The organism is Variovorax soli, assembly GCF_031454625.1.
Classification (GTDB): Bacteria; Pseudomonadota; Gammaproteobacteria; order Burkholderiales; family Burkholderiaceae_C; genus Variovorax; species Variovorax soli_A.
In genome coordinates this window covers 208,017-230,756 of the sequence record NZ_JAVDRF010000001.1, presented here as the reverse complement: position 1 = coordinate 230,756, position 22,740 = coordinate 208,017, and the positions used below count along the sequence as shown (strand labels likewise).

Sequence of the window (22,740 nt, the reverse complement as noted above, 5' to 3'; positions counted from 1 at the left end):
GCAGTCATCAGTGTGTTTTGCATCGACCGGTTGAATCCGCAGTCTGCAGCGGCCATTCAATATCGACGCACGTGCCAAGCCCAAGCGCTTCTTCTGGTACACGCGCGTCGCTTGCTCATCAAAATGCCATCTTGCGCCAGCAGTCACAAAAACCCTTTGCGATCGAATCGCGCTCTTCGCAAAGAAGAAGAGGAGGACATGCTGCGGACAGGGCAGGGCCGATGCGACGCAACTCCTTCTTCCCCGGCTCTCCCGACACGCCAACCTGGAGCGGTGTCGGGCTGTAGCGTTCGCGCAGCTCCGACACAAGGCTGCCGCCATGGCGCAGCCAAGCTGAAGCCGAGCTGATTCATCCTTGCGAAAGGCCGCCAGCCCCGCCTTGCACGCGGGTGCACTCAGGCCGGTGCCAACCCCCAGGACTTCCGCGCAGCTTCCTGCAAAAAGCTGGTTACCGCCCGCACGCGCGAAGCGTTGCGCCGGCTCGGCAAGGAAACGGCGTACATCGTGTATGTCGCCCGCGGAGCGAAGGGCGCCAGGACTTCGACCAGCTTGCCGTCCGCCGCATCCGCTGCAGCCAAGGGCCGTGACAGCACCCCGATGCCGGCGCCGGCCACGAGCGCGCGGTGAAGCAGGGCCGAGCTGTTGGCGGCCAGCTGCGATCTGACGGTGATCTCCAGCTTGCGCCCGGCATGGCGGAACGCCCACGTCACGGCCGGTCCCTGCGCGGTATGCGTCACCGTCTGGTGCCGGTGCAGGTCCGCGGGCTCGGCCGGCACGCCGTACCGGCGCAGGTAGTCCGGCGACGCGTACAGGCGCCGCTCGAACGAACCCAATTCGCGGGCGACGACGGCATCGCTGCTGCCCACCGTCGTGCGCAGTGCCACGTCGATGCCGTCGGTCACCAGGTCCACGACGCGGTCATCGGCTACGAGTTCGATACGCAGGGCCGGATGTCGCTCGCGCAGTGCGGCCAGCTGCGGCACGATGAGTTGCTCGCAGATCTCCTGGCTCGACGCCAGCCGCACGGCGCCGGCCACACGGTGGCGTTGCTTGTCGAAGGACGTCGCCATCTCTTCGAGGCGGCCCAGGAGTTCACGCGCTTCCTGCACCAGCTCGGCGCCCTCGGGCGTTGCCGACAAGCCGTGCGTGGAGCGGCGCAGCAGCGTGATGCCGAAGCCGCTTTCGAGGCGGTCGACACCCCGCGAGACGACGGAGACCGCCACGTCCATCTCCCGGGCCGCTGCCGAGAACGATCGCAGGTCGAGCGAGCGCACCAGCCAGCGCAGGTCCGCAGGGTCGGGCAGGAAAGGTCGCATGGAAAGATCCTTTGCTCTGGGGTGCTTCGCGTCTGCCTTTGCTTGGCGAGCAAAACCGATTATGGCGAGCGACGATTTCCGGACGCGGCCGGGCTGCCTACAGTCATTGCACCAACCAACTAACAAGCGAAGGAAACAGCCATGCCCATCCTCAATGTCAAGGTCAGCGCGTCGCGCACGACGGAGCTTTCTGAACGCATCAACGAAATGCTGCTCGACCTGACCAGCCGCGTGCTCGGCAAGCGGCGCGACCTGACCGCCGTGGTGATCGACTACGTCGATCCGCGCGACTGGTTTGTCGCCGGCAAGTCCTTGGCCGAACAGAAGCTGGCCAGCTTCTACTTCGACGTCAAGGTGGTCGACGAAACCAATACCAAGGCCGAGAAGGCGCGCTACGTGGCCGAAGCGTTCGAGGCCTTTGCCGCCCTGCTGGGCCCGCTGCACCACGAAAGCTATGTGTATGTGCACGACGTGCGGGCCGCCGCCTATGGCTACGGCGGCAAGACGCAGGAATACCGCCACCAGCACCCGAGCCTTTGAGGAGACGGCCATGGAATTCGCCAACCTCGTCGTCGCCTCGGCGATGCGCCGCGCGGGACTGGATGCCTGGATCCCCGAAGGTGAGGGCAAGTGGTCGCTGCCGCTTCAGTTCCTGCCCGCCGGCGCGGGCTGGGTTGAGCTGATGCGGCTCGACCCCGGCGTGCGCGTGGGCCTGCACCGGCACACCGGAGAAGTCCATGCGCTGAACCTCGCGGGCGAACGCCGCCTGAACGATGGGCGGGTACTGCGCGCCGGCGACTATGTGTACGAACCCGCCGGCAATGTCGACTGGTGGGAAGCCACCGGCAAGGAGCGGTTGCTCGTGCACGTGGTCGTCAAAGGCAGCGTCGAGTACCTCGGCGCGCATCACAGCGTGCTGCAGCGGATCGACACGGCCGATCGCATCGCCGACTACCACAGGCACTGTGCGGCCATTGGCCGTCGACCGCACGAGCTGGTTTGAAGGGGCTCGCCGCGAGCACCGGCACGCACTCGGACGCAATGGTGGCGCGGCCGGGGTGAGGCTGGGTCGCCGGGCACCTGGTGAAGGCGGACGCGACCCTCAGACCCCCAACAACTCCTCCAGCACCTTCGGCTCCGCCAGCAGCCCCGCCGAAGGCCCCTGCCGCACGATCCGCCCCTTCTCCATCACCACCGCCTGCTCGGTATTCCCCAGCACCTTGCGCCAGTCCCGATCGACGATCAGCGTGGCAATGCCGGTGGCGCGGATCTCCCCGATCACCCGCCAGATCTCCGCCACGATCAGCGGTGCCAGCCCTTCGGTCGCCTCATCGAGAATCAACAGGCGCGGATTCGTCATCAACGCCCGCCCGATCGAAAGCATCTGCTGCTCCCCACCCGACAGCTGCTGCCCGCCATGCGAAAGCCGCTCCGTCAGGCGCGGGAAGGTGTGCATGACGCGATCGAAGGTCCACGTCCGCTTCCCATCGACGCCCGCCCGCGCGCTCATGACGAGGTTCTCCCGCACCGACAGGTTCGGAAAAATCCCGCGCCCCTCGGGCACATAGCCGATGCCGTGCCGCGCCATCTTCTCCGGCGCCCAGCCGGTCACGTCCTGGCCGTCCATCTTCACCCGCCCGGAGGCCGGCCGCACGTAGCCCATCAGCGATCGGATCAGCGTGGTCTTGCCCATGCCGTTGCGCCCCAGCAGGCCGACTGAAGTGGCGGTGGGCAACGTCACATCCACGCCGCGCAGGATGTGGCTGTCGCCGTAGTAGGTGTTGAGGCTTTCGATCTGGAGCATGTCAGCGCCCGCCCGGCCGCCCGTAGGGCGATGAGTGCCCCCTCGGGGGGCAGCGATACACGAAGTGATGAGCGTGGGGGCTATTCATTCAGTGGTCCTCGCCCAGGTAGGCCGTGCGCACTTCGGGGTTCACGCGGATCGAGGCCGGGTCGCCGCTCGCGATGACGGTGCCGTTGACCATCACGGTGATGCGGTCGGCGATGCGGAACACGGCATCCATGTCGTGCTCCACCAGCAGGATCGCGTGGCTGGTCTTCAAGCTGGCGAGCAGGCCCAGCATGCGCTCGGTTTCTTCCGCGCCCATGCCGGCCAGCGGTTCGTCGAGCAGCAGCACGCGCGGCTTGGTGGCCAGGCACATCGCGACCTCGAGCTGGCGCTTGGCACCGTGGCTCAAGGTGCCGGCGACGCGGGCAGCCACGGCCGAGAGGCCCGCGGCGTCGAGCGCCTCGCACGCGGCGGCGTTGCTGTACTCGCAGCGCGTCGACGCCTGCCAGAAGGCCCACGGCTTCGGCGCCGCGGCCTGCGCCGCGAGGCGGCAGTTCTCCAGCACCGTGAACTCCGGAAAGATGGTGGTGCGCTGATAGCTGCGGCCCACGCCGGCGAGCGCGCGGCGGAACTGCGCGCGCTTCGTGATGTCCTGGCCGTCCAGCGTGATGCGGCCCTCGGAGGCATCGATCTCGCCGGAGAGCATGTTGATCAGCGTGGACTTGCCCGCGCCGTTGGTGCCGATCACCGCATGCACCTCGCCCAGGTGCAGGTCCAGCGTGACCTTGTTGACGGCGACGAGGCCGCCGAAGCGGCGCGTCAGCGTGTCGACCGACAGAAGCGCTTGGCTGCTCATGCCGTGGCCTCCTTCTTCGGCGCCACGCGCAGCCGCAGGCCGACGATGCCCTTGGGCAGCAGCGCGACGAAGGCGATGATGGCCAGGCCCAGGGTGAGCTGCCAGTGGTCGGCCAGCGGGCCGACGATGGCGTGGGTGGAGAGCAGTTCCTTCAGCAGCGTGAAGGCCACCGCGCCGATCACCGCGCCGCGCAAATGGCCCAGGCCGCCGAGGATGATCATCAGCAACACCTCGCCCGAGTTGTGCCAAGCCAGGAGCTCGGGGTTGACCACGCCGTCGCGCGAGGCCAGCAGAAAGCCCGCGAGCCCCGCGAGCGCGCCTGCGATGACGAAGGCCGCCAGCTTGTAGCCGTACACCGGGAAGCCCGCCGCGCGCATGCGCTGCTCGTTGACGCGGATGCCCGCCAGCGCGGCGCCGAAGCGTGAGCGGCGGATCAGCGCGAGCACGCCGTAGGTGAAGACCAGCGCGCCCAGCACGAAGTAGAACTGCACCTTGCTGCTTTCCATGTCGAGCGCGCCCAGCACCGGGCGGATGTACAGGTAGATGCCGTCGCTGCCGCCGCCGAGCGCAGTGTCGTGGAAGACGAAGAAGGCCATCTGCGCAAACGCCAGCGTGACCATGATGAAGTACACGCCGCGCGTGCGCAGGCTCAGCGCGCCTGTCACCAGCGCATAGGCGGCCGCGCAGCCCATGGCCAGGGGAAGCAGTACCGCGATGGAGCCGCCCTCCTTGCCCGAGCCCAGCACCGTGGCGTAGGCGCCGATGCCGTAGAAGGCCGCGTGGCCCAGGCTCACCAGCCCGGTCATGCCGACCAGCAGCTCCAGGCTGAGCGCGAAGATCGCGAGGATCATCACCTTGACCACGAGGTCGCCCAGGTACGGCCCGAGGAAAGGACCGATGAACGCGAGCGCGATCGCGCAGACCAGCGGGAGGTAGTGGGAAAAGCGCTTCATGTCTTGCGCCCCATCAGGCCCTCGGGACGCCAGATCAGGATGATCGCCATCAGCACATACACGCCGATGCCGCTCAGCTCGGCGAAGAACACCTTGCCGAAGGTGTCGACGAAGCCCACCAGCAGCGAGGCCACCAGCGCGCCGGTGATGGAGCCGATGCCGCCGATCACCACCACCACGAAGCAGATGATCAGCACGCTCGCGCCCATGTTCGGATACACGGAGGACATGGGCGCTGCGATCATGCCGGCCAGCGCGGCCAGCGCGACGCCGGCCGCGAACACGATGCGGTAGAGCCGGCGGATGTCGATGCCCAGGCCGCGCACCATGTCGCGGTTGCTGGCGCCGGCGCGGATCATCATGCCGAGCCGCGTGCGGTTGACCACGTAGTACAGGCCGATCGCGAGCACGATGCAGGCGGCCGAGGCGAAGAGCCGATACCACGGATAGCTCATCAGGCTGCCCAGCGCGAAGCTGCCGTCGAGCCACGGCGGCACCGGCACGCCGTGCACGTCGTTGCCCACCAGGATCGAGCGCAGTTCCTCGAAGACGAGGATGAGCCCGTAGGTCATCAGCACCTGCTGCAGGTGATCGCGCTGGTAGAGGTAGCTGAAGAAGGCCCACTCCAGCACGTAGCCGAAGAGCGCGGTGAGCACCACGCCCGCCAGCAGCATGACGATGAACTGGTTACCGAAGAGCGGCGAGAGCGCGAACGCCATGTAGGCGCCGACCATGTAGAAGCTGCCGTGGGCCAGGTTGATCACGCCCATGATCCCGAAGATCAGCGTCAGTCCCGAGGCCACCAGGAACAGGAGAAGCCCGTACTGAACCGAGTTCAGGCACTGGACGAGGAAGGTACCGAAGTCCACGGCAGGTTGTCACTTTCAGTCAGTCAGTCAGTCGGTGCGGGAGGCCGGTCACATCCTGCAGCCGCGTGCCGGATCGGCCAGGCCCTTCACGGCCACGTTCACGACCTTGTTCTCCTTGCCGTCGACCTTGCGCAGGTAGATGTCCTGCACCGGGTTGTGCGACTTGCCGACCGTGAAGGTGCCGCGCGGGCTGTCGATCTTCGCCTTCTCGATGGCGGAGGCGAACTCGGCCTTCTTCGTGATGTCGCCCTTGGTGGCGTCGAGGCCGATGGCCAGCATCTGCGCCGCGTCGTAGCCCTGCACCGCATACACGTCGGGCTGCAGCTTGAACATCTTGGCGTACTCGGTGCGGAACTTGTTGTCGCGCGGCGTGTTGAGGCCGTCGGCATAGTGCAGCGTGGTCAGCATGCCCTGGGCCGCGTCGCCCTGCGCGTCGAGCGTGCCGTCGGTCAGGAAGCCGGGGCCGTAGAGCGGGATGGTCTTGTTGAGACCCGCGGCCGCATAGTCCTTGACGAACTTGACCGCGCCGCCGCCCGCAAAGAAGGAATACACCGCATCGGGCTTGGCCGCCGCGATCTCGGTCAGCAGTGCCTGGAACTCCACGTTGGGGAAGGGCACGGTGAGCTGCTTCAGCACCTTGCCGCCGCCCTTCTCGAAGCCTTCCTTGAAGCCGGCCACCGACTCGTCGCCGGCCGCGTACTTCCAGGTGATGGTCATCGCGGTCTTCTTGCCCTGCTTGGCCGCGACCTCGCCCATGGCGTAGGCCGGCTGCCAGTTGGAGAAGGAGCTGCGGAAAATGTTGGGCGCGCACATCGGGCCGGTCACGGCGTCGGCGCCGGCATTGGGCACGATCAGCACGGTGCCGCTTTCCTTCGCGGCCTTGGCCATCGCCATCGCGACGCCCGAGTGCACGGTGCCGACGATCACGTCGACGTTGTCGCGCTTGATGAGCTTGTTGACGTTGTCGGTGGCCTTGGCCGGGTCGGACTCGTCGTCGACCTTGACGTACTCGATCTCCCGGCCGCCCAGCTTGCCGCCATGCTCCTCGACGTTGAGCTTGAAGCCGTTCTCGATGGCCACGCCGAGCGCGGCGTAGGTGCCGCTGAAGGGCAGCATCAGGCCGACCTTGAGCTTGCCTTGTTGCGCGTGGCCCAGCGTGGCGATGCAGGCCAGCGCCAGGGCGGTGAGCGTGCTGCGTGCGGCGGTGCGGGGGGTCATGGAGATCTCCTGTCTTCGTTGATGAATGAAACGGTCGCAACTATCGCTTTTTCGGGCTGGTCGCGATGCGGGGAATGCCCGCAGTCGGGGAGTTCCACCAGTGCGGTGCCGGGCACGCGCTCGGCGATGCCGCGAATCTGCGCGAGTGTGCCGTACTCGTCGTCGATGCCCTGGATGGCAAGCACCGGGCAGCGGATGGTGTCGAGCTCGGCCTCGATGTTCCATTGCTTGAAGGGCGGATGCAGCCAGATGCGGTTCCAGCCCCAGAAGGCCGAATCCACGTCGTCGTGGTAGCGGCCGAGCTTCTTCGGCAGGTCGGTCTCGAGGTAGGCCAGGCGGGCCTGCTCGATGTTGGCCACCGTCACGTCCTCGACGAAGATGTGCGGCGCGAGCACCACCAGCCCGGCCACGCGATCGGGAAAGCGCCCCGCGTACAGCAGCGAGATCGAGCCGCCGTCGCTGTGGCCGAAGAGCCAGGGTTTTTCGTCGAGGCCGATGGCCTCGAAGAAGGCGGGCAGCACCTCGTGCGCCTGGCGGTGCATGAAGTCGACGTCCCAGGTCTCCTCAGGGCCGCGCGGCGTGGAGCGGCCATAGCCGGGGCGCGAGAAGACCAGGCCGCGAAAGCCGCCGGCGTCGCACAGCTGCCGGGGGAAGTCCTTCCACATCGCGATCGAGCCCAGGCCTTCGTGCAGGAAGACGACCAGCGGAGCGCCGGTGCGTTCGGGCGCGATCCATTGATGTTCGATGCGCACCTTGCGCTCGCGCCACGTGAGGGTGGCGAAGGTGGTGGCGCTCATGGCTTCAGGCGGGTGTCGGAACCGCGCCTCACGCCTTCTGCTCCCGCTCGCGCAGGCGAAAGCGCTGGATCTTCCCCGTGGCCGTTTTCGGCAGCTCTTCCACGAACTCGATGAAGCGCGGGTACTTGTAGGGCGCTAGGCGCTCCTTCACGAAGGCCTTGAGCGCCTCGTCGCTCACGTCCTGCCCGGCCTTGCGCACCACGTAGGCCTTGGTCTTGACCAGCCCGTCGGCATCTTCCTTGCCGATCACCGCGGCCTCGAGCACGGCCGGGTGCTGCATCAGCGTGGCCTCGACCTCGAAGGGCGAGACGTAGATGCCGCTGACCTTGAGCATGTCGTCGCTGCGGCCGGCGTAGGTGTAGTAGCCGTCGGGGTCGCGCGAGTACTTGTCGCCGCTCTTGGTCCAGCCTTCGCGGAAGGTCTCGGCGCTCTTTTCGGGATTGCCCCAGTACATCACCGCGGTGCTGGGCCCCTTGATATAGAGGTCGCCCACCTCGCCGACACCGACGGGCTGGCCGTCCTCGCCGCGCAGCTCGATCACGTAGCCGTCGACCGGGCGGCCGGTGGTGCCGTAGCGGATGTCGCCGGGCCGGTTGGACAGGAAGATGTGCAGCATCTCGGTGGACCCGATGCCGTCGATGATCTCGCAGCCGAAATGCTGCTTGAAGCGCTGGGCGAGCTCGCCCGGCAGCGCCTCGCCGGCGGAAGAGCACATGCGCAGCGACACCGCCTCGCGCGCAGGCAGCTTGGGCGACGCCAGCATGCCGGCGAAGCCCGTCGGCGCTCCGAAGAAGACGGTCGGCTTGATCGGCGCCGGGGCGCCCTGCGCCGATGACGCAGCGCCTTGGTGGCCGGGCAATTCGCCGGTCCAGCGCTTGAAGGTCGCATCGGGCGTCGGCCGCTCGGCCATCAGCAGCACGGTGGCGCCCACCGAGAGCGGGAAGGTCAGCGCATTGCCCAGGCCGTAGGCGAAGTAGAGCTTGGCGGCGGAGAAGCAGACGTCGTTCTCGGTCAGCCCGAGCACCGGCTTGCCGTAGAGCTCGGCGGTCCACCACGGATTGCCGTGCGTGTGCACCGTGCCCTTGGGCTTGCCGGTGGAGCCGGACGAATAGAGCCAGAAGGCATGGTCCTGCGGCGACGTCGCGGCGGGTTCCTCCAGGGGCGCGCAGGCTGCCAGTGCGGCTTCGAATTCCTGCGCGCCCTCGGGCAGCGGGCCGGCAGGCTGGGAGACGAGAAGCGCCTTGAACGCGCTCGAGGCCTTGCGCTGCGCGTCCTGCAGCACCGGCAGCAGCGAGCCGGACACCAGCGCCGCCTTGGCGCCGCTGTTGGCGAGCATGTAGGCATAGTCGTCCGAGGTCAGCAGCGTGTTGACGGCCACCGGCACGATGCCGGCGTAAAGGCAGCCGAGAAAGCTCACCGGCCAGTCGCTGGTGTCGAGCATCAGCAGCAGCACGCGGTCTTCGCGCTCCACGCCCGCGGCGCGCAGGGCCGCCGCGAGCCGGCGCGCGCGATCCTCCAGCTGCCCGTAGGACAGGGTGCCGCGGTCGTCGATATAGGCGATCTTCTGCGCGCGGCCGCGGTTGAGGGCGAACAGGTGTTCGGCGAAATTGAATCGTGCGGGCAGGCTCATCGTGTTCTCGCTTCGGATGTCGTGTTCTTGCTCAGGCCTGCGCCAGGCCCAGCTGCGCCAGCACGCCCGGGCTGGCCTGCACCGCAGCGCGGCGGTGGTAGAAGTCGAGCGCGCGCAGGCCGCCCAGCTCGGCACCGCCGCCCGCGCGGCCGGGGCCGCCGTGCAGCGACTGCGGCATCACGTTGCCGTGGCCCGTGTGGGCTTGCCCGACCTCGGGCGTGATCACGTGCACGCGGCCATGGCTGGCGGCCAACTGCACCGAGGCCCGGCCCAGCGCGGCATCGTCGGCGCCGTAGAGCGATGTCACCAGCGAGCCCTGGCCGCGGTGCGCGAGCGCGATCGCGTGGTCGAGGTCGCGGTAGGGCAGCAGGGTGGCGACCGGGCCGAAGACCTCCACGTCGTGCACTCGCTGCGCTGCATCGGCATCGCGCGCCCCCAGCAGCACCGGGGCGATGCACGCGGCCACCGCAGGGTCGGCATCGACCAGGGGCGCGCGGCTGCCGTCATGCAGCACGCCGGCCTGGGCCTTGAGTTCTTCCAGGCCTTCGCGCACCGCGTTCAGCTGCGCCCGGCTCACCAGCGAGCCCATGCGCACGCTCTCGTTGCGCGGGTTGCCGACCGTGATGCCTTCGAGCTTGGCGCCGATCGCATCGGCCGCCGCGTCGTAAAGGGCGGCCGGCACCAGGATGCGGCGGATCGCGGTGCACTTCTGGCCCGCTTTGACCGTCATCTCGCGGACCACTTCGCGCACCAGCAGCTTGAAGGGCTCGCTGTCGGCCGTGGCGTCGGGCAGCAGCAGCGCCGAGTTGAGGCTGTCCGCCTCGATGTTCACGCGCACCGAGCGCTGCGCGACCGCGGCGTGCGAGCGGATCACCGCGCCGGTATCGGCCGAGCCGGTGAAGGAGACCACGTCGAAGCCACGCAGCTGGTCCATCAGCCCGTTCGAGCTGCCGCAGATCACCGACAGGGCTCCGGCCGGCAGCACGCCGGCCTCGACCACGTCGCGCACCATCCGCTGCGTGAGCCAGGCGGTCGCCGTGGCCGGCTTCACGATCACCGGCACGCCCGAGAGCAGCGCGGGCGCAGCCTTCTCCCACAGGCCCCACGACGGGAAGTTGAAGGCGTTGATGAAGAGCGCCACGCCGCGCGTGGGCACCTGCAGATGCTGCGACTGGAACACGGGCTCCTTGCCCAGCTTGACCGCATCGCCGTCGCGCAGCGCGTGCACGTCGCCCAGCGCATCGCCCCACTTGGCGTACTGGCCGAGCGTGAAGATCGCGCCGTCGATGTCGACCGCCGAGTCGTTCTTCACCGTCCCGGAGTTGGCGGTGGCGATCTCGTAATAGGCGTCGCGGTTGGCTTGCAGCACCTTGACCACCGCCGCGAGCAGGGCCGCGCGCTGCTTGTAGGTGAGGGCGCGCAGGGCCGCGCCGCCGCTCTCCCGCGCGAAGCCGAAGGCCTCGGCCAGGTCCAGCCCGGTCGCGTCGACGCGGGCCAGCTCGGTGCCCAGCACCGGATCGAAGAGCGGCGTTCCGGCGCTGCTGCCGGCCTGCCAGCGGCCGGCGACGTAGTTGGAGAGAAGTTCGGTCATGGGGTGTCTCGGTTCAAGTCTTCGTGAATTGGATCTGGCCTTCGGGCAGCAGGTAGAGCACGAGCGCGCGGCCTTGGGCGACCGTGGGGTGGTGCGCCGATCCCGGCGGATAGACGCACCAGCCGGCCGGCCGGCCGTCGAAAGTGGCATTGCCTTCCAGCGGCATGATCAGGTCGACCTCGCCGTTCGGATGCGTGTGGTGGGGGCCCTCGATGTCCTTCATGTCCACCACGTCCACGGAGAAGCGGTGCAACGCGTCCTCGGCCTTGAACACGCGGCCATACTTGATGCCGCCGCCCTCGCGCTCGCACAGCCAGCCTTCGGCCACGCCGTCGATGCAGGCCTGCTTCAGGCGTTCGTAGCTTTCGCTGCCGACGCCGTGCACGGTGTTGAGCCAGCGGTCGAGCTCGCCATCGAGCGGGCGGCCGGCGATCTGGGAGGTCACGTCGGCGACGATCTGGTGGAAGGATTCCTTGGACATCGTGGTGCGCTCATGCATGGGGTGAAGAAGAACGAACTTGCGGCAAATCGAAGTGTGCAGTATCTTGCCTGTCCATGAACCATAAGCACCGACACAAAAGGTGTCAAGCAATATAGTGCATCTATGGTGTTTACCCGTAGACGGGAAGGACAAGGAGAGGACGAAGCGAGATGAATGAGCGAGCCGACGCGGTGCTGAACGCACCCGCCGATCCGGCCTTGCCGGCCGAGGAAGCCAAGAACCCGCTGCTGGTGGCGCTGGGCGAGCGCGTGCGCAACCTGCGCGCGCGCCGCGGACTCACGCGCAAGGCCGTGGCGCAGGCGGCCGAGGTCTCCGAGCGCCACCTGGCGAACCTCGAGTACGGCATCGGCAACGCCTCCATCCTGGTGCTGCAGCAGGTAGCCACCGCGCTGCACTGTTCGCTGGCCGAGCTGGTGGGCGACGTCACGACCAGCAGCCCGGAGTGGCTGCTGATCCGCGAGTTGCTCGAGCGCCGCGGCGAAGCCGACCTGCGCCGCGCCCGCATTGCCCTGGGCGAGCTGCTGGGCACCGCCGCCGGCGACCCGGCGCGGCATCGCCGCATCGCGCTGGTGGGCCTGCGCGGCGCCGGCAAGTCCACCCTGGGGCAGATGCTGGCGGACGACCTCGACGTGCCCTTCATCGAGCTGAGCCGCGAGATCGAGAAGATGGCCGGCTGCAGCGTGCGCGAGATCCACGACCTCTACGGCACCAACGCCTACCGCCGCTACGAGCGCCGCGCCCTCGAGGAGACGGTGCAGATCTACGCCGAGGTGGTCATCGCCACCCCCGGCGGCATCGTCTCCGACCCCGCCACCTTCAACGAGCTGCTCGCGCACTGCACCACCGTCTGGCTGCAGGCCGCGCCCGAGGAGCACATGGGCCGCGTCGCCGCCCAGGGCGATACGCGCCCCATGGCCGCCAGCAAGGAGGCCATGGACGACCTGCGGCGCATCCTCGCGGGCCGCGCTGCCTTCTATTCCAAGGCCGACCTCAGTGTGGACACGAGCGGCTGCGATCTGGCGCAGAGCTTCCAAGCGCTGCGGACGACCGTGCGGGAGGCGATGAGCCGGGGCTGAAGGCGAGCTCGCGCGCTCTGCGTTCTGGCCTCCGTCCCTTTTTTGTAAAAAATCGGTCAACGGCTTGACTCGTCTTCAAACATGCACCATGATGCATGTTATGGCCTTAGCCAAGTGCACTATTATTCATTGACCCCCACAGGCACCCAGGAGACCGCGACATGACCGAGACCGCTGCCCATCCCGCCCGCGTCGACTACCGCACCGACCCGACCCAATACCGCCACTGGAAGCTCAGCGTCGAGGGCCCCGTCGCCCGGCTGTCGCTGGACATCGCCGAAGACGGTGGCATCCGGCCCGGCTACAAGCTCAAGCTCAACAGCTACGACCTGGGGGTGGACATCGAGTTGAACGACGCGCTCAACCGCGTGCGCTTCGAGCATCCGGAAGTGCGCTCGGTGATCGTCACCAGCGACAAGGACCGCATCTTCTGCTCCGGCGCCAACATCTTCATGCTGGGTGTCTCCAGCCATGCCTGGAAGGTGAACTTCTGCAAGTTCACCAACGAAACGCGCAACGGCATCGAGGACTCTTCGAAGCACTCGGGCCTCAAGTTCATCGCCGCCGTCAACGGCGCCTGCGCCGGCGGCGGCTACGAGCTGGCCCTGGCCTGCGACGAGATCCTGCTGGTGGACGACCGCTCCTCCTCCGTCTCGCTGCCCGAGGTGCCGCTGCTGGGCGTGCTGCCCGGCACCGGCGGCCTGACCCGCGTCACCGACAAGCGCCATGTGCGCCATGACCTGGCCGACATCTTCTGCACCAGCGTCGAGGGCGTGCGCGGCCAGCGAGCGGTCGAATGGCGCCTGGTCGATGCGATCGCCAAGCCTGCGCAGTTCGGCGCTGCCGTGCAGGAGCGCGCCGCCAGGCTGGCCGAGGGCAGCCACCGCCCGGCCGGCGCCAAGGGCGTGAGTCTCACCCGCCTGGAGCGGGAGGACGGGCCGGACAGCATCCGCTATGAATTCGTCACGGTCGAGATCGATCGCGCCCGCCGCACCGCCACGCTCACCGTCAAGGCCCCGAGCGGCGTGCAGCCCACCGACGTCGCCGGCATCGAGGCCGCGGGCGCCGCCTGGTGGCCGCTGGCGATGGTGCGCCAGCTCGACGATGCGATCCTCAACCTGCGCACCAACGAGCTGGAGATCGGCACCTGGCTGCTCAAGACCGAGGGCGACGCCGAGGCCGTGCTCGCCAGCGACCGGACCTTGCTCGCCCACCAGGACCACTGGCTGGTGCGCGAAACCATCGGCGCGCTGCGCCGCACGCTGGCGCGCCTGGACGTCTCCTCGCGCAGCCTGTTCGCGCTGATCGAGCCCGGCTCCTGCTTCGCCGGCACCCTGGCCGAGCTGGCCTTCGCCGCCGACCGCGCCTACATGCTCGCGCTGCCCGACGAGCCCGAGCGCGCGCCCAAGCTGGTGCTCGACGAGTTCAACTTCGGCTTCTTCCCGATGGTCAACGACCAGAGCCGCCTGCAGCGCCGCTTCTACGAAGAGGCCGCGCCGCTGGAGGCCGCCCGTGCCGCCGCCGGCAAGCCGCTCGACGCCGACCGGGCGCTCAAGCTTGGCCTGGTCACCGCCGCGCCCGACGACATCGACTGGGACGACGAGATCCGCATCGCCATCGAGGAGCGCGCCGCCATGTCGCCCGATGCCCTCACCGGACTGGAGGCCAACCTGCGCTTCGCCAGCCAGGAGAACATGCTCACCCGCATCTTCGGCCGGCTCACCGCCTGGCAGAACTGGATCTTCAACCGCCCCAACGCCGTCGGCGAGAAGGGTGCGCTGAAGGTCTACGGCACCGGCCAGAAGGCCGGCTTCGACCTGAACCGCGTATGACCCAGACCACCCCGCGCAAGGCGCCTTCAGTTCCCGACCCCACCCGATAAAGGACCCGTCATGAGCACGATCAACTACAGCGAGAAGATTCCCAACAACGTCAACCTGGGCGAAGACCGCACGCTGCAGCGCGCGCTCGAAGGCTGGCAGCCGAACTTCATCCACTGGTGGGACGACGTCGGCCCGGAGGGGTCGACCAACTACGACGTCTACCTGCGCACCGCGGTGAGCGTCGATCCGAACGGCTGGGCCCAGTTCGGCCACGTGAAGATGCGCGACTACCGGTGGGGCATCTTCCTCAACCCGGGCGATGCGGAACGCAAGATCCACTTCGGCGATTCCCTGGGAGAGAAGGCCTGGCAGGACGTGCCCGGCGAGCACCGCGCGAACCTGCGCCGCATCATCGTCACCCAGGGCGACACCGAGCCGGCCTCGGTGGAACAGCAGCGCCACCTCGGCCTGACCTGCCCGAGCCAGTACGACCTGCGCAACCTCTTCCAGGTCAACGTGGAAGAAGGCCGCCACCTCTGGGCGATGGTCTACCTGCTGCACAAGTACTTCGGCCGCGACGGCCGCGAGGAGGCCGAGGCGCTGCTGCAGCGCCAGTCCGGTGACCAGGACCACCCGCGCATCCTCGGCGCCTTCAACGAGAAGACGCCGGACTGGCTGGCCTTCTTCATGTTCACCTACTTCACCGACCGCGACGGCAAGTTCCAGCTGTCGGCGCTGGCCGAAAGCGCCTTCGATCCGCTCGCGCGCACCACGAAGTTCATGCTGACCGAAGAAGCGCACCACATGTTCGTCGGCGAGAGCGGCGTCTCGCGCGTGCTGCAGCGCACGGCGCAGGTCATGAACGAGCTCAAGACCGACGACCCGCAGAAAGTGCGCGCGGCCGGCGCGATCGACCTCGGCACCATCCAGCGCTACCTGAACTTCCACTACAGCGTCACCATCGACCTGTTCGGCGCCGACCAGTCGAGCAACGCCGCCACCTTCTACAGCTCGGGCCTGAAGGGCCGCTACGAAGAGGGCAAGCGCACCGACGACCACGTGCTCAAGGGCCAGACCTACAAGGTGCTCGAAGTCCAGAACGGCCAGCTGGTCGAGAAGGACGTGCCGATGCTCAACGCGCTGAACGAAGTCCTGCGCGACGACTTCATCAAGGACTCGGTCGCCGGCGTGAGCCGCTGGAACAAGGTCCTCGAAAAGGCCGGCATCCCGACCCGCCTGACCGTCCCGCACAAGGCCTTCAACCGCCAGATCGGCGCGCTGGCCGGCATCAAGCTGTCGCCCGACGGCCGCGTGGTGAGCGAAGCCGAATGGGCTGCGAAGAAGAGCGAATGGCTGCCGACGCCCGAGGACTTCGCCTTCGTGGCATCGTTGATGGGTCGCGTGGTCGAGCCCGGCAAGTTCGCCAACTGGATCGCGCCGCCTGTGATGGGCATCAACCGCCAGCCGGTGGATTTCGAATACGTTCGCTTCGGATGAACTGTTGCTCGCCCCCAGGTTGCCCGGCACTTCGTGTCCGGGCGCCCACCCCCTACCGGGGGCAACACCAGCGGCCCGGCGAAGCCGGTTCCGCGGTGTTTCACGAAGGGGCTGGCGCTTTGCGCGGCCCTGGGGCGGTAGATGAGCCTTGAACGGTGATGACTGTCCGGGGCGGCAAAGGAGATAAAGACATGGACACGGCCACCATCCAACTCGGCGTCATCAAGCAGCACCTGATCGATCCCGAGATCTGCATCCGCTGCAACACCTGCGAGGCCACCTGCCCCGTCAACGCCATCACGCACGACGACCGCAATTACGTCGTGCGCGCTGACGTCTGCAACAGCTGCATGGCCTGCATCTCGCCCTGCCCGACGGGTTCCATCGACAACTGGCGCACCATGCCCGTGGCGCGCGCCTATTCGATCGAGGAGCAGTTCACCTGGGACGAGCTCCCCGCCGAACTCACGCCCGAGCAGCTGGAGGCCGAGGGCATTGCCTCGTCCGACGAGGTGGTGATGCAGGCGCAGCCCGCGGCCGCGCCGCAGCCGCCTTCCGCCCCCGGCGAGCAGCCCTTCAACTCCGCGCAGTACGGCGCCACCGTGCCGCCCTGGTCGGCCGCGCACGCGTACACCAACCTGTTCCCGCCGAAGAGCCCCACCACGGCCACCGTGGTCGGCAACTTCAACTGCACCGAGGCCGGGTACGAGAACCAGACGCACCACATCGTGCTCGACCTCGGGTCCATGCCCTTCCCCGTGCTGGAGGGCCAGTCCATCGCCATCATTCCGCCGGGCACAGATGCCAACGGCAAGCCGCACTTCGCGCGCCAGTACTCCATTGCCAGTCCGCGCAATGGCGAGCGGCCCGGCTACAACAACATCTCGCTGACGGTGAAGCGCGTGCTCCAGGACCACCAGGGCAAGCCGGTGCGCGGCGTGTGCAGCAACTACGTGTGCGACCTCAAGGTCGGCGACAAGGTCCAGGTCATCGGGCCCTTCGGCACTTCCTTCCTGATGCCCAACCATCCGAAGTCGCACATCGTGATGATCTGCACCGGCACCGGCAGCGCGCCCATGCGCGCCATGACCGAGTGGCGCCGGCGCCTGCGCAAGAGCGGCAAGTTCGAGGGCGGCAAGCTCCTGCTTTTCTTCGGTGCGCGCACGCAGCAGGAGCTGCCGTACTTCGGCCCGCTGCAGACCCTGCCCAAGGACTTCATCGACATCAACTTCGCCTTCTCGCGCACGCCCGGCCAGCCCAAGCGCTACGTGCAGGACGTGATGCGCGAGCGCGCCGCCGACCTGGCCGCGCTGCTGAAGGACGGGCAGAGCCACTTCTACGTCTGCGGCCTGAAGAGCATGGAAGAGGGAGTGGTGCTCGCGCTGCGCGACGTCGCGACGGAGGCGGGCCTCGACTGGGACACCATCGGTGCCGCGCTCAAGCGCGAAGGGCGCCTGCACCTCGAGACCTACTAAGCTCGGCGGCATGAAGTTCGCCGAATTCCATGCAGGGCAGGTCATCGAGGCCGGGCCTTATCTCGTCACCGAAGCCGAGGTGCTGCAGTTCGCCAAGGCCTACGACCCGCAGTGGTTCCACACCGACGCCGAAGCGGCCGCCGAGGGACCGTTCGGCGGACTGATCGCCAGCGGCTGGCATACCGGCGGCATCGCGATGCGTCTGGTGACCGATGCGGCACTGGCGGGGTCGGAGTCTTTTGCATCGCCAGGGCTGGCGTATGTGAAGTGGCCGAATCCCGTGCGGCCGGGCGATGCACTGCGGCTGGTGGCCGATGTGATCGAGGTGCGGCGTTCGGAGAAGCGGCCGACGCTGGGGATTCTGCGGTGGCGCTGGCGGCTGTTCAATCAGCGTGAGCAGGTGGCGCTGGATCTGGAGGCGACGAGTTTGTTCAAGCTCGAGGCGCAGTGAAGCGTTGATGAAGCCGGTGCAGCGAGGAGGTGCGAGGCTGTCCATGCCGCAATTCGCGTCCAAACTGGATGCGGGTCGCCTTGTTCTTCTTCGCTTCTTGCGTGACGAGGCGGATGGTCAGCGCCTCGCCTGCGACCGCGCCATCCTCGTCTTCCCCGCCAGCACCAGCCCGATTCCCCCGAGGATCGCCACCGAGCAAAGCATCAGCCTCGGCGTGATCGCCTCCGCCAGAAACAGCACCCCGCCGAACGCCGCAATCGGCGGCACCGACAACTGCACCGTGGCCGCGCGCAAGGCCGTGAGCTTGGGCAGCGCCGCATACCAGATCACATAGCCCAACCCCGAGGTGATCGCTCCCGAGGCGATGGCCAGCGCGATGCCGGCGCGGTCCGCATGCGCCTGGGACACGAGCACCACGCTCAGCGCCAGCGCCATCGGCGCCGCCCGCACGAAGTTGCGCGCCGTGGCCGCCAGCGGATCGGCCACGCCGCGCCCGCGCAGCGAGTACACGCCCCAGGCCACCCCGGCGACCGCCATCAGGCCCGCGCCCAGCGGCGGCGGCGCGGCGAGCCCCGGGGAGACCAGGTACACCAGTCCCCCGAAAGCCAGCACGAAGCCCGACCACGCCAGCGGCCCGAACATCTCGCCGGCGCGCAGGCCCGCGCTGAACATCGTGAGCTGCACCGCGCCGAACAGGATCAGCGCACCGGTCCCGGCCGAGAGGCTGAGGTAGGCAAAGGAGAAGAAGGCGACATACGCGAACAGCATCGCCGCGGCCAGCCAGTCGGCGCGTCCGGCCGGTGCATGCTTCGAGCGCAGCCGCACGATCAGCATCAGCATGAACGCCCCCGACACCAGCCGGATACTGCCGAAGCTCGCCGGGTCGATGCCGCGCTGCTGCAGCGCCATCCGGCACAGCAGCGAATTGGCAGCAAAGGCGAGCATGGCCACGGCGGTGAGCAGGATGGCCTGCCATGCCACACGGGCATCGCGCCCCTCAGGCATGGGCGATCACCACGACCAGGGCCCCCAGCAGCAGCGCGATGCCCAGCGGCGCGCTCAAGCGGCGGCCCCAGGGCAGGTTCTTCTCGATCGCCATCAGCACCGCCAGCAACAGCATCCAGCCCAGGCTGCCGGTCCCCAGCGCGAACATCAGCAGCATCAGCGCCCAGCAGCAGCCCACGCAGAACAGGCCGTGATGCGCGCCCAGCGCAAAGGCCTGGCGCGCGGGCGCCGGTCCGCGCCAGTGCTCGATGACGAAGCCCAGCGGTGTGCGGCACTTGTCCAGGCACTGGTGCTTGAGCGGGCTGAACTGAAAGGCGCCGGCGAGCGCGAAGGTCGCAGCGCCGATCAGCCAGCCGTGCCAGGCGAGCGTGGGCGAGCGTTCGACCAGCGCGAGGATCAGCGCGTGCAGCCCATGCGCCAGCAAGCCGAAGACGCCCCACACCGCCATGTAGCCGAGGCCGAGCAGCACCAGCAGGCGCGCGTGGTCCGGCCGCCGCGCGGTCATTCGATCGAACACGTTGAACAGCGACAAGGTGGTCGGCAGCATCATGGCCGCGGTCATGAGGATCCAGGCCAGCGCGTAGAGCAGCGCGGGCACCAGCAGCTCGCCGGCGGGCAGGGCGCGGCACAGGAAGGCGGCGGGGCCCGAGGACACCCAGTCGCCGTGTTCCAGGTAGCGTCCGTAGGGGCTGCGCGCCCAGGCCCACAGCGCCAGCCAGGCCAGCCCGGCCAGCGCCACGAGCAGCGGCAGGAAGACCCGCCGGTGGCGCGCGGCGCCGGAGCGCGGCGCAAGGGGCCGCGCGATGCCCGCAGGGGTGCTCATTGGACGGCCTTCGTGCGACGCCCCGCCGTGTGAGCAGCGCGGAGCGGCCGTGCGGCGCTCATCAGGCAACCTTCGTGCTCCGCACTGCGGTGCGAGCGCCTTCGGAGCGGCCGTGCGGCGCTCATGGCTTCACGCGTCGAAGACGAAGGTGCTTTGCAGCGCGTTGTGGTTCTTGATGTCGACGTCGATGCCGATCGCGGCATTCTTCGAGCGATAGACCGGCGCCTTGCCGACGAAGACCGGTGCGCCAGGCACGGTGGAGAACACGGTGTCCGACAGTACCGTCTGGCCGCCGGTCGCGCCGCGGTAGGGCTCGAGCTCGGCGTAGTAGTCGCTGCCGATCGACAGCTTGCCGCTGCCCTCGTTCACGTGGAAGCCGATGGGCGCCCGCTCCACGGACACCACCGTGCCGATCAGCTTGGCCAGGTCGGCGATCGGCCCGCCTGCCTGGCCGGTGTACACCTTGAGCAGCGCTTCCTCCTGCTCCTTGGAGGCGTTGTCGTCCACGTAGATGGCCGCGGTCCAGTTGCCTTCCAGGATGTTGCCGGGCACATGGGCCACCGCCGCGATGGTGTTGCCGCCGACGTCGAGGCCGTCGACCGTTCCCTTGTCGATGCGCCAGGCGACGATGGTGTCGCAGGTGCCGTTGTCCGGGTCCTCGCCGATCCAGCAGGGGCACAGCACATTGCAGTTGCAGACCTCGAGCAGGCGTCCTTCCAGGTGATAGCTCATTCCGACCTCCGTTGAAGCATGGCTGACGGACTTGTCGCCGCGGCTGTGGCGGCAAGGGGGAAGAGGATGCTACGCCCGGTGCGGGCGCGCGTCCATGTGCCGAATGGCCGGGCCGCTTCGCTTCGACGGGGTCTGGCGCCGGCGCCTAGCGCCTGTCGAGCAGGCGCCTGAGCAGGTCTTCGAGCTGGGTCACGTCCACCGGCTTGGTCATGTGTGCAAAAAAGCCGGCGTCGAAGCTCAGCTGCCGGTCGTGCTCCTGGCCGTAGCCGGTCACGGCGATGAGCGGCGGCGGATGCTCGATCTCCGAGCGCGCGCGCCGGGCCACTTCCAGGCCGCTGATGCCGGGCAGCCCGATGTCCAGCAGCACCAGGTCCGGTGCCAGCCGCTTGATGGCCTCGAGCCCGGCCTCGCCGTCGTGGCGCACGAGCGCGTGGCAGCCCAGCGTCTCCATCAGCGCGGCCATGGTCTGGGCCGAGTCGCGGTTGTCGTCCACCACGAGCACCGTCGGCCGGCCGTTGACCTGCGTGCCGGCCTCCGTGGTTTTTTCGGGCAGGGCCGGGGGAGGCGCCAGGGGCAGCCGGACCACGAACTCGCTGCCTTCGCCCGGCACGCCCTTGCTGTATGCGGCGACGTCTCCGCGGTGCAGGCCGACCAGCTGCTGGACCAGACTCAGCCCCAGGCCCAGGCCGCCCTGCAGCCGCGCGATGTCCTGCTCGCCCTGCTCGAAGAGATTGAAGATGCGCTGGATGTCCTGATGGGCAATGCCCGGCCCGTCGTCGCGCACGCTCAGCACGGCGTGCTCGCCGTCGCGGCCGGCATGCACCTGCACGTGGCCGCCGGGCGGCGTGAACTTGATCGCGTTGCCGAGCAGGTTGCACATCACCTGGATCATGCGGGCGCGGTCGCCGGTGATCCACAGCGGCGTCTCCTCGATCTCGCTGTGCAGCCGCTGGCCCTTGTCCGCAGCCGCCGGCGACATCGCCTCGACGGCCTCCAGCACCACCCACTTCAGATCGACCGGCTTGGCTTCGAGCCGGATCTTGCCGCTCGTGACGCGGCCGACATCCAGCAAGTCGTCCACCAGCCGGATCAGTTGCTTGAGCTGGCGCGAGATCGTGTCCTGCGCCAGCCGCAGCGTCCGGCTCTCCATCTTCTCGCGGGCCATCAGCGCGAGCGCGTTCGAGATCGGCGCCAGCGGGTTGCGCAGCTCGTGGCCCAGCATGGCCAGGAAGGTGCTGATGCGCCGGCCTTCGTCCTCCAGGGAGCTGATGCGGCGGCGATCGGTGAGATCGCGCGTCAACTTGGCGAAGCCGCGCAGCGTGCCGTCGGCATCGTGCAGGGCCGTGATCACCACGTTGGCCCAGAAGCGGGTGCCGTCCTTGCGCAGGCGCCAGCCTTCTTCCTCGAAGCGGCCGTCGCGCCTCGCGAGGCGCAGCTCCTGCTCGGGCCAGCCGCGTGCCGCCACCTCGGGCGGATAGAACACCGAGAAATGCCGGCCGATGATCTCCACGGCCTCGTAGCCCTTGAAGCGGCGCGCTCCCGAGTTCCAGCTGACGACAATGCCGTCGGGGTCGAGCATGAAGATCGCATAGTCCTTGACGCCTTCGACCAGCAGGCGGAAGCGCTCCTCGCTCATGCGCAGCTGCTCTTCGTGGTGGCGGCGGTCCGTGAGGTCGCGCGTGATCTTGGAGAAGCCGCGGAAGGCGCCCTCGTTGTCGATCAGCCGGGTGATGATGACGTTCGCCCAGAAGCGGGTCCCGTCCTTGCGCACGCGCCAGCCCTCGTCCTCGAAGCGGCCGACCTCGCGCGCCACCTTCAGTTCATGCTCGGGCCAGCCGCGTTCGAGCTGCTCGGGCGGGTAGAACAGGGAGAAGTGGCGCCCGACGATCTCGTGCTCCTCGTAGCCCTTGATCCGGCGCGCGCCGGCGTTCCAGCTGCGCACCACGCCGCCCGGGTCCAGCAGGAAGATCGCGTAGTCGCCCACCGCGTCGACCAGCAGCCGGTAGTCCGCGTCGCTCGGCCGGGTCACGGCTGGCGGGAGCGAGCCGGGCGGCGGGTTGTCGCTGGCATCTGCCATTGCGTCCTGTCGATCGATCGAGGCCGGGTGGCCGCATCCGCCAAGCGGCCAGGCGCGGCGCCGTGGAGCCGGTGCGTCCGGAGCGTGACGCGGAATCTGGATGCAGCCGGGGCGAATCGCGGCAGTCTACCGACGCCCGCGCAACCCAGAAGTCGGACAGATGCCCGGGTTTTCGCGCGTGATGCCACGGGCGTCAGGGCGTCGGGCAGGGATCGGCCGAACGCGCCAAGTCGGCACGCCGGCTGTCGGATCGCAGCCGG

21 protein-coding genes are annotated in these 22,740 nt (G+C 68.4%); 7 read left to right on the top strand and 14 right to left on the bottom strand.

What is annotated here, in order from left to right:
• Positions 1-395: 395 nt before the first annotated feature.
• Positions 396-1,316, bottom strand: a complete 921-nt coding sequence (locus J2739_RS01145) for a LysR family transcriptional regulator (protein ID WP_309897864.1) — start codon at positions 1,314-1,316, stop codon at positions 396-398.
• Positions 1,317-1,457: 141 nt separating this feature from the next.
• Between J2739_RS01145 and J2739_RS01140 the strand changes: the two genes are divergently transcribed.
• Entirely contained in the window at positions 1,458-1,856 is a 399-nt protein-coding gene (locus J2739_RS01140) for a tautomerase family protein (protein WP_309897863.1), read from the top strand.
• 10 nt (positions 1,857-1,866) lie between these two features.
• The gene (locus J2739_RS01135) at positions 1,867-2,319 is read left to right on the top strand and encodes a cupin domain-containing protein (protein ID WP_309897862.1); all 453 of its coding nucleotides are present in this window, start codon (positions 1,867-1,869) and stop codon (positions 2,317-2,319) included.
• 99 nt (positions 2,320-2,418) lie between these two features.
• Here the strand turns inward: J2739_RS01135 and J2739_RS01130 are convergent, their stop codons facing one another.
• The 9 genes from J2739_RS01130 to J2739_RS01090 all read right to left on the bottom strand — a co-directional run bounded on the left by J2739_RS01130 (position 2,419) and on the right by J2739_RS01090 (position 11,500).
• Positions 2,419-3,120, bottom strand: coding sequence for an ABC transporter ATP-binding protein (locus J2739_RS01130; protein ID WP_309897861.1), 702 nt, complete (start codon positions 3,118-3,120; stop codon positions 2,419-2,421).
• Positions 3,121-3,208: 88 nt separating this feature from the next.
• Positions 3,209-3,961, bottom strand: a complete 753-nt coding sequence (locus tag J2739_RS01125) for an ABC transporter ATP-binding protein (protein WP_309897860.1) — start codon at positions 3,959-3,961, stop codon at positions 3,209-3,211.
• Positions 3,958-4,914 (bottom strand): branched-chain amino acid ABC transporter permease, encoded by a 957-nt coding sequence (locus tag J2739_RS01120; protein ID WP_309897859.1) that lies wholly within the window; start codon positions 4,912-4,914, stop codon positions 3,958-3,960. The genes J2739_RS01125 and J2739_RS01120 overlap by 4 nt, the downstream gene beginning before the upstream one ends.
• On the bottom strand, positions 4,911-5,783 hold the full coding sequence (locus tag J2739_RS01115) for a branched-chain amino acid ABC transporter permease (RefSeq protein ID WP_309897858.1): 873 nt from the start codon (positions 5,781-5,783) through the stop codon (positions 4,911-4,913). The genes J2739_RS01120 and J2739_RS01115 overlap by 4 nt, the downstream gene beginning before the upstream one ends.
• 48 nt (positions 5,784-5,831) lie before the next feature.
• Entirely contained in the window at positions 5,832-7,001 is a 1,170-nt protein-coding gene (locus tag J2739_RS01110) for an ABC transporter substrate-binding protein (RefSeq protein WP_309897857.1), read from the bottom strand.
• On the bottom strand, positions 6,998-7,798 hold the full coding sequence (locus tag J2739_RS01105; protein WP_309897856.1) for an alpha/beta fold hydrolase: 801 nt from the start codon (positions 7,796-7,798) through the stop codon (positions 6,998-7,000). The genes J2739_RS01110 and J2739_RS01105 overlap by 4 nt, the downstream gene beginning before the upstream one ends.
• A 28-nt stretch (positions 7,799-7,826) precedes the next feature.
• Positions 7,827-9,428 carry a benzoate-CoA ligase family protein gene (locus J2739_RS01100; RefSeq protein ID WP_309897855.1) on the bottom strand — a complete coding sequence of 534 codons (1,602 nt, stop codon included), beginning with the start codon at positions 9,426-9,428 and terminating at the stop codon, positions 7,827-7,829.
• Between the two features lie 31 nt (positions 9,429-9,459).
• The gene (locus J2739_RS01095) at positions 9,460-11,019 is read right to left on the bottom strand and encodes a 3,4-dehydroadipyl-CoA semialdehyde dehydrogenase (RefSeq protein ID WP_309897854.1); all 1,560 of its coding nucleotides are present in this window, start codon (positions 11,017-11,019) and stop codon (positions 9,460-9,462) included.
• A gap of 13 nt (positions 11,020-11,032) precedes the next feature.
• Positions 11,033-11,500, bottom strand: a complete 468-nt coding sequence (locus J2739_RS01090; RefSeq protein WP_309897853.1) for a 4-hydroxylaminobenzoate lyase — start codon at positions 11,498-11,500, stop codon at positions 11,033-11,035.
• A 170-nt stretch (positions 11,501-11,670) separates the two neighbouring features.
• Between J2739_RS01090 and J2739_RS01085 the strand changes: the two genes are divergently transcribed.
• The 5 genes from J2739_RS01085 to J2739_RS01065 all read left to right on the top strand — a co-directional run bounded on the left by J2739_RS01085 (position 11,671) and on the right by J2739_RS01065 (position 17,843).
• Positions 11,671-12,597, top strand: a complete 927-nt coding sequence (locus J2739_RS01085; protein WP_309897852.1) for a helix-turn-helix transcriptional regulator — start codon at positions 11,671-11,673, stop codon at positions 12,595-12,597.
• 161 nt (positions 12,598-12,758) lie between these two features.
• A complete protein-coding gene (gene boxC / locus J2739_RS01080; protein WP_309897851.1) occupies positions 12,759-14,429 on the top strand; it encodes a 2,3-epoxybenzoyl-CoA dihydrolase in 1,671 nt (556 codons plus the stop codon).
• A 60-nt stretch (positions 14,430-14,489) separates the two neighbouring features.
• Positions 14,490-15,917, top strand: coding sequence for a benzoyl-CoA 2,3-epoxidase subunit BoxB (boxB, locus tag J2739_RS01075; protein WP_309897850.1), 1,428 nt, complete (start codon positions 14,490-14,492; stop codon positions 15,915-15,917).
• Between the two features lie 191 nt (positions 15,918-16,108).
• Positions 16,109-17,392 carry a benzoyl-CoA 2,3-epoxidase subunit BoxA gene (gene boxA / locus J2739_RS01070; RefSeq protein WP_309897849.1) on the top strand — a complete coding sequence of 428 codons (1,284 nt, stop codon included), beginning with the start codon at positions 16,109-16,111 and terminating at the stop codon, positions 17,390-17,392.
• A 10-nt stretch (positions 17,393-17,402) separates the two neighbouring features.
• Entirely contained in the window at positions 17,403-17,843 is a 441-nt protein-coding gene (locus J2739_RS01065) for a MaoC family dehydratase (RefSeq protein ID WP_309897848.1), read from the top strand.
• Between the two features lie 117 nt (positions 17,844-17,960).
• Here the strand turns inward: J2739_RS01065 and J2739_RS01060 are convergent, their stop codons facing one another.
• From J2739_RS01060 to J2739_RS01045, 4 genes are all read right to left on the bottom strand, one after another.
• On the bottom strand, positions 17,961-18,848 hold the full coding sequence (locus tag J2739_RS01060; protein WP_309897847.1) for a DMT family transporter: 888 nt from the start codon (positions 18,846-18,848) through the stop codon (positions 17,961-17,963).
• Positions 18,841-19,671, bottom strand: a complete 831-nt coding sequence (locus tag J2739_RS01055; protein WP_309897846.1) for a DUF2182 domain-containing protein — start codon at positions 19,669-19,671, stop codon at positions 18,841-18,843. Before J2739_RS01055 ends, J2739_RS01060 begins: the two co-directional genes overlap by 8 nt.
• Before the next feature lie 129 nt (positions 19,672-19,800).
• Positions 19,801-20,403 (bottom strand): DUF1326 domain-containing protein, encoded by a 603-nt coding sequence (locus J2739_RS01050; protein WP_309897845.1) that lies wholly within the window; start codon positions 20,401-20,403, stop codon positions 19,801-19,803.
• Positions 20,404-20,548: 145 nt separating this feature from the next.
• Positions 20,549-22,480: a PAS domain S-box protein gene (locus J2739_RS01045; protein WP_309897844.1), complete on the bottom strand. Its 1,932-nt coding sequence runs from the start codon at positions 22,478-22,480 to the stop codon at positions 20,549-20,551.
• Positions 22,481-22,740 lie beyond the last annotated feature (260 nt).

What these genes read in the sequence shown, in the direction of transcription:
- J2739_RS01125 (WP_309897860.1), bottom strand. Translation starts at nt 3,961, where the DNA reads ATGAGCAGCCAAGCGCTTCTGTCGGTCGACACGCTGACGCGCCGCTTC.
- J2739_RS01135 (WP_309897862.1), top strand. Translation starts at nt 1,867, where the DNA reads ATGGAATTCGCCAACCTCGTCGTCGCCTCGGCGATGCGCCGCGCGGGA.
- boxC (WP_309897851.1), top strand. Translation starts at nt 12,759, where the DNA reads ATGACCGAGACCGCTGCCCATCCCGCCCGCGTCGACTACCGCACCGAC.
- J2739_RS01050 (WP_309897845.1), bottom strand. Translation starts at nt 20,403, where the DNA reads ATGAGCTATCACCTGGAAGGACGCCTGCTCGAGGTCTGCAACTGCAAT.
- J2739_RS01130 (WP_309897861.1), bottom strand. Translation starts at nt 3,120, where the DNA reads ATGCTCCAGATCGAAAGCCTCAACACCTACTACGGCGACAGCCACATC.
- J2739_RS01085 (WP_309897852.1), top strand. Translation starts at nt 11,671, where the DNA reads ATGAATGAGCGAGCCGACGCGGTGCTGAACGCACCCGCCGATCCGGCC.
- J2739_RS01120 (WP_309897859.1), bottom strand. Translation starts at nt 4,914, where the DNA reads ATGAAGCGCTTTTCCCACTACCTCCCGCTGGTCTGCGCGATCGCGCTC.
- J2739_RS01090 (WP_309897853.1), bottom strand. Translation starts at nt 11,500, where the DNA reads ATGTCCAAGGAATCCTTCCACCAGATCGTCGCCGACGTGACCTCCCAG.
- J2739_RS01110 (WP_309897857.1), bottom strand. Translation starts at nt 7,001, where the DNA reads ATGACCCCCCGCACCGCCGCACGCAGCACGCTCACCGCCCTGGCGCTG.
- J2739_RS01065 (WP_309897848.1), top strand. Translation starts at nt 17,403, where the DNA reads ATGAAGTTCGCCGAATTCCATGCAGGGCAGGTCATCGAGGCCGGGCCT.
- J2739_RS01060 (WP_309897847.1), bottom strand. Translation starts at nt 18,848, where the DNA reads ATGCCTGAGGGGCGCGATGCCCGTGTGGCATGGCAGGCCATCCTGCTC.
- J2739_RS01055 (WP_309897846.1), bottom strand. Translation starts at nt 19,671, where the DNA reads ATGAGCACCCCTGCGGGCATCGCGCGGCCCCTTGCGCCGCGCTCCGGC.
- J2739_RS01145 (WP_309897864.1), bottom strand. Translation starts at nt 1,316, where the DNA reads ATGCGACCTTTCCTGCCCGACCCTGCGGACCTGCGCTGGCTGGTGCGC.
- boxA (WP_309897849.1), top strand. Translation starts at nt 16,109, where the DNA reads ATGGACACGGCCACCATCCAACTCGGCGTCATCAAGCAGCACCTGATC.
- boxB (WP_309897850.1), top strand. Translation starts at nt 14,490, where the DNA reads ATGAGCACGATCAACTACAGCGAGAAGATTCCCAACAACGTCAACCTG.
- J2739_RS01105 (WP_309897856.1), bottom strand. Translation starts at nt 7,798, where the DNA reads ATGAGCGCCACCACCTTCGCCACCCTCACGTGGCGCGAGCGCAAGGTG.
- J2739_RS01095 (WP_309897854.1), bottom strand. Translation starts at nt 11,019, where the DNA reads ATGACCGAACTTCTCTCCAACTACGTCGCCGGCCGCTGGCAGGCCGGC.
- J2739_RS01140 (WP_309897863.1), top strand. Translation starts at nt 1,458, where the DNA reads ATGCCCATCCTCAATGTCAAGGTCAGCGCGTCGCGCACGACGGAGCTT.
- J2739_RS01045 (WP_309897844.1), bottom strand. Translation starts at nt 22,480, where the DNA reads ATGGCAGATGCCAGCGACAACCCGCCGCCCGGCTCGCTCCCGCCAGCC.
- J2739_RS01100 (WP_309897855.1), bottom strand. Translation starts at nt 9,428, where the DNA reads ATGAGCCTGCCCGCACGATTCAATTTCGCCGAACACCTGTTCGCCCTC.